Genomic DNA, 5,227 nt, shown 5'->3' with positions numbered 1-5,227 from the left:
TCGGCGGTCCCGCCGTCCCCGGCGGACGCGTCCTCGCCAGCGGTCGCGTCGTCCGCGGCGCGCTCCGCCGCCGGCTCCGCCGCCGGCTCGGGCACCAGCTCGGGCGGGAGGGAGTCGGCGGCGGCGACCCACTCGCCCAGGCGGGCGCGCGGATCCTCCAGCGCCACGGCGTACCAGTCGATCGACGCCGGGAAGCCGGGCGGCACGTCGCGGTCGTCGGACAGCCACGGCTCGCCGGGCAGGGCGAGCACGTCGGAGACGCGCCCGAACACGGGCACCTGGCCCTCCACCGGGGCGAATCCGGCGGAGCTCAGGTCCGCGCTGCCGTCGAGGGATCCGAACACCAGCTCGCGGAGACCCGCCCAGAGCCGCGGGGTGGTCCGCACGCTCGCGAGGCCCGCGGGGGTCGAGGCCTCGGCGCGCGCCGCCCGCTCGGCCTCGAGGAGGTGCCGGGACTGCTCGATGACCTGCCGGTCGCGGATGTCGAGGACCTCCGCGTACGAGGGGCCCGACACGGCGGACCCGTCGTCCGTGTGCAGCGTCCGCGTGAGCGTGCGGTGGGCGCGGGAGCTGATCCACCGCCAGGTCCACCACGGCATCTGGCCGAGCTTCGCGCCGGAGAAGACGAGGAATCGCCACAGCGTCATCCAGAACCCGAAGCGGCGCCGGGGCGGATCCTGGGCCTCGGCGGGGGCGTCGAACCCGAGCAGCCCGTCGTCCAGCGCCATGGCCCCGTCGACCATGCGGTCGACGTACGCGGCGATCTGCGACGAGTCGATGTACGCGGTGCCGCGCGGCGGCGGGCTGACGGACGGGTCGATGAGCAGGGAGCGCGGATCCGCGGCGCCCTGGAGGACGCCCGCCGCGATCCGCTGGCCGAGCGACTCGGTGAGCACCGCGTTGAGGAACACGCGGGACACGTAGACGCCGTCGCTGCCGGAGGTCTGGCGCTCCATCAGCTCGAAGCTGCCGTCGGGGACGCCCGCCCACAGGCCGGCGACGCTCGCGAGGTGCATGAGCGTGAAGCCGACGAAGCGCTCGTCGTCGCGCACGAAGGCGTCGCCCGACCAGGGGCTCGACCGGTCCTCGGGCGACGCGACGACCACGATCCCCGTCTCGCTGCTCGCCCAGTCCACGCGCTGGCGCAGCTGGAACCCGCTGGGCGCGCACACGAGGGTGACGTTGCTGAGCGTGGTGGTCTGCTCCCGGATGTTCGCGGTCGGGCTCGGCAGCGGCATGGACAGGCGCACGTACGAGCGGACCAGGTCCGCGATCGCGTCCTGCGCCTCGTCCACCTCGCGCGAGAGGGTGGCCGCGCGGAGCTTCACGAGCCGGAGGACGGCCAGCTGCTCCTCCGCGAGGGCCTCGAAGAGGTCGACGCTGACGGCGAGGGGCGCGAGGTCCTCCCCGGTGCCGAGAACGATGGCGTCGATCCGGGGCGGCCCCTGCGTGGAGTCGCCCACGTTCTCGGGCATGACGTAGAGCGCGGGGGAGAGCAGCCCCATCCCCGTCCAGCGCTCCGCGAGGGCGAGGATGTCCTCGCCCTGCGTGCCGCTCGGGAGCAGGACGACGCTGGCCTTGGCGTCGCGCCAGAAGGGCTCGGACACGTCAGACCCCGCTGTCCTCGGGGACCGTGGAGGACGTGGAGGAGATGAGCGAGCGCAGCTCCTCGACGAACCGGTCCCGCATCTCCCACGTCACGGGGTACGAGTACACGGAGACGAGGTCGGCCTGGTGGACGACCTTGCGCTCGAAGCCGTCGAGCTCGGCGCTGAGGTAGCGCTGCACGGCGTCCCGGCGCGACTCGAGGGTCCCTGCGGCGTCGCCGGCCCGGGCGGCGGCCGGCTGGTCGGCGCCCGCGTCGAGCTCGCCGCGGCGGATCCAGTCCCCGAGGGCGCGCGACGTGCCGCCCGCCCCGCCGAGGGCCGCGAGCACCTGGTACGGGAGCAGGGGCTCCAGCGTGCCGGCGTTGTTGCTGAGCGCCATCGCGAGCGACAGCGACTCGAGCACCACGCCCGGGTAGTCGAGCGGCGGCACCTCCTCCTCGCCGCTGAGCAGCGGGTACGGGAAGTGCGCGACCGTGCGGCTCCGCGGGTCCCAGACGCCGAGCTTCGGGCCCTTCTCGCCGCGGTCGTCGTGCACCGACAGCCGGCCGAGGGTCTTGGCGACGTACCAGCCGCGGATCATCGCGGAGATGACCGACGGGTCGGCGGGGATGGACTCGCCGAGCAGGCGCGAGCGCTTGAACTGCCAGAACGCGTCGCGGCTCGACGTGAGGTTGGACTGCTCGAGCCAGCCGCGCGTGATGGGCTCCATGACGGAGTCCATCACCACGGGCTCGTAGGGGAAGCCGGACATCGCGAACACCTCGATCGAGTCGACGCGCTGGTCCTTGAACCAGGAGTCGCTCGTCGCGTCGTCCCAGACGCCCATCTGCGCGAGGACGCCCTTCGTGACGGCGTGCATCTTCGTGCCCTCGCGGAAGGGGATGGAGCTGAAGACGAGGCTCGTGCTCTCGTTGACGGCCTTGTCGTGGACCGTGCGGAGGAGGGCGGGGTTCAGCTTGACGAGCGGCTCGGCGGCGCCGAGCGCCGACTGGAGCTGCTCCCGGAAGCGCTCGCGGCGGGCCGCGAACACGTCGGGGGCGAGCGCGTCCTCGTCGAAGAAGCTGCGGAGGTCCTCGCCGATGTAGGCGTTGAACGGGGTGCCGTCGCGCTTCATCCACTCGCGCGCGCGGGCGGCGTAGCGCTCGGGCTCGCTGGCGACCTCGAAGCGCGGGGTCTGGGCGGCGCGCGACAGGTCGGCCTCGGCCGTCACCTTCGGCTTCCAGGCGCGGGGGTTCTCGATGAGGGACCACGGCAGGGCGTCGCCCCGGTCCTCCTCGCCGAGGCGCGTGCCGACGAGCATGGTGCGGATCACCTCGAGCACCGCGTCCTGGTACTTCGCCCGCCCGTCCACGGAGGCGAGCACGAGCCGCTCGAACTCGGCCGGGTAGTCGCCGGCGTCGAGCAGCAGGCGCTCGTTGGGCGCCGGGTAGTACTTCCGGGGCACGGTGGCGTCGACCCGCGTGGGCCAGAACTCGTAGTCGTTCTCCCGGTCGTCCGCGGTCTTCCGGGCGCTGACCCGCTGCCGGAGCGCGATGAGGGAGCCCTGCAGGTGCGCGGCGAGCGGCACGAGCAGCGTGTCGCGGAGCTCGGTGAGGAGCCCGGCGGCGGAGTGGCGCAGGCGCGCCTCGGTCTCCCACTCCAGGCCCTGCTGCAGCCGGGACAGCGCCTGGCGGAACGCGTCGCTGTCGGGGCGGATCGACTGCTGGTTGATGGAGGTCCGCAGGTCGTCCGCCACGTAGCTGCGGAGGCCCTCGGTCCACTCGCGGTTCTGCCGCGACTCGGCCTCGAGCCCGCCGATGGTGCTCTGCAGCGCGCGCTCGAGGCGGCCGAGCATCGCGACGGCGACCGGGAGGCCCTGGCCCGCGACGTGCTCGCTCACGGTCGTGAGGATGTGGGCCGGCATGGTCCGGATCCACTCGTCGAGCCGGTGCTGGCGGGCGTCGCTGTCGCGCTGGAGCAGGCGCGGGCTGAGCGTGCCGTACGCGCTCATCAGCCGGTCGGTCCAGGTGGTGAGGTCGGCGCCGCCCGCGCGGTCGAGGGAGGCGGGGTCGTTCAGCTGCTCGTCGGCCCGGCGGTACAGCTCGCCCAGCAGCGCGTCGAGCTCGGCGCGGTCCCGGAGGGCGTCGGTGACGTCGTTGTGCGCCTCCGTCTCCTCGTTGAGGCGGAGGTCGCGCAGGAACCGCTGGTACTCGCTGTCGGCCGTGCGCTCCACGTGCTCGCGCTCGGTCATGCGCTCGAGCATCGGGTCGTCCTCGATGTGGGCGGTGAGCATGCGGTCGACCGCGGAGCGGGCGAGGCGCTCGGCGGCGTACTCGAGGAACCGCTCGCGGCCGAGCGTGACGCGGCCGAAGCCGATGGAGGAGAACGGCGGGGAGTTCCGGCCGGAGGGGGAGCGCAGGCCCGTGGTGTCGGGCAGCACGTTCGCGGCGGAGCGGGCCTGCCAGTTGCCGGAGGAGTACTGCACCATGTCGGCCTGCACGCGCTCGTCGGTGATCCACGCGGTGAGGCTCGTCGCGACCGCGTTGTAGACGGCGGTCTGGTCCTCGAACGTCACCTTGCTGTTGCTGCGCCCCACGATGAAGGGGTACGCGGCGCCGACCCGGTCCATCGCCGACCCGTAGGAGGGCGCGACGCCCTGGGTGCGGAGGAGCTCGATGGTGGCGGGCGAGGGGGTGTCGGTCCAGTAGCCGTTCATCGTCTCCGCGATGGCCGCGAGCGCGTTGCCGGGCATGCCGGCCGTGACGCCGAGCTGGTCGAACACGTCGGGCGCGTAGAGGATGCTGAAGAACTCGTTCGCCCACTGGTACTGCTTCACGGTGGACTTCACGACCTCGATGACGTCGAGGAACTGGCCGGCGCCGGATCCGCCCGCGATGGACGAGATGGCGATCACCGTGGGGCTCGTGTCGCCGCCGTCGTCGCGCGCGCCGAGGTGCGCGCCGAGGGTCTGCAGCTCGGCGAGTGCGGTCGCGTCGTTGAGGCGGTTGATGGCGGTCCGCGCCGCGGCCGCGATGTCCTTCGTCGCGGCGAGCGCCACCGCCCGGCCGACCGCGCGGTACTGGCCGGCGCCCTTGGTCACGTCCACCCGCACGAACCGCGGGTCGGGCAGCTGGCGGCCGATGTCGGCGGCGAGCTCCCGGTTCGTGGAGTGCGCGTTCGTGATGGTGCCGTGGATGATCTCGTACGTCGCCGCGGTGCTGACGAGCCCGCGGTAGTCCTGGCGGGGGAGGAACGGCGCGGGGAACTCGGTGCCGTCCTGGACCGTGGGGGTGTCGAAGTGCAGGAACTGCCAGGCGGCCGGGATCCCGTCCTTCCAGCCGAGCTGCTGCAGCTTCAGCTCCAGCTGGTACTTGATGCCGCGGAGCGTCTTGCCGCCGGAGCCGCCGACGCCGATGAGGAGGAACGGCTTGAGCATGAGGTGTCGCTTTCGTCGGTGGTGCGGTGCGGGGGTGCGCGGCGGGGGTCGCGGGAGGACGGGCGGGTCAGCGGGAGCGCGGCGGGGGCGGCGGCGGAGGGGTTCCGGGGGGACGGCCCCCGGAGCCCCTGCCGGGCGGCGGCGGGGTGCCTCCGCCGGGCGGTGGCGGGGTGCGTCCCGGCGGCGGCGCGGAGGGTCCGGATGC

General features: G+C 73.6%; 2 protein-coding genes. Both read right to left on the bottom strand.

Annotated elements, in window-relative coordinates; all coding sequences use genetic code 11:
- Positions 1 to 1,607, bottom strand: a 1,607-nt coding sequence (locus Q6969_RS12715; protein WP_317230762.1) for a hypothetical protein, incomplete at its 3' end; no start/stop codon positions are given.
- Between the two features lies 1 nt (position 1,608).
- Positions 1,609 to 5,022 (bottom strand): tubulin-like doman-containing protein, encoded by a 3,414-nt coding sequence (locus tag Q6969_RS12710; RefSeq protein ID WP_317230761.1) that lies wholly within the window; start codon positions 5,020 to 5,022, stop codon positions 1,609 to 1,611.
- Positions 5,023 to 5,227: the final 205 nt, after the last annotated feature.

It is taken from the genome of Clavibacter sp. MX14-G9D (assembly GCF_032917815.1).
Taxonomy (GTDB): domain Bacteria; phylum Actinomycetota; class Actinomycetes; order Actinomycetales; family Microbacteriaceae; genus Clavibacter; species Clavibacter michiganensis_K.
The sequence above is the reverse complement of the archived record's forward strand: the minus strand, read 5'-3'. Positions and strand labels throughout refer to the sequence as shown.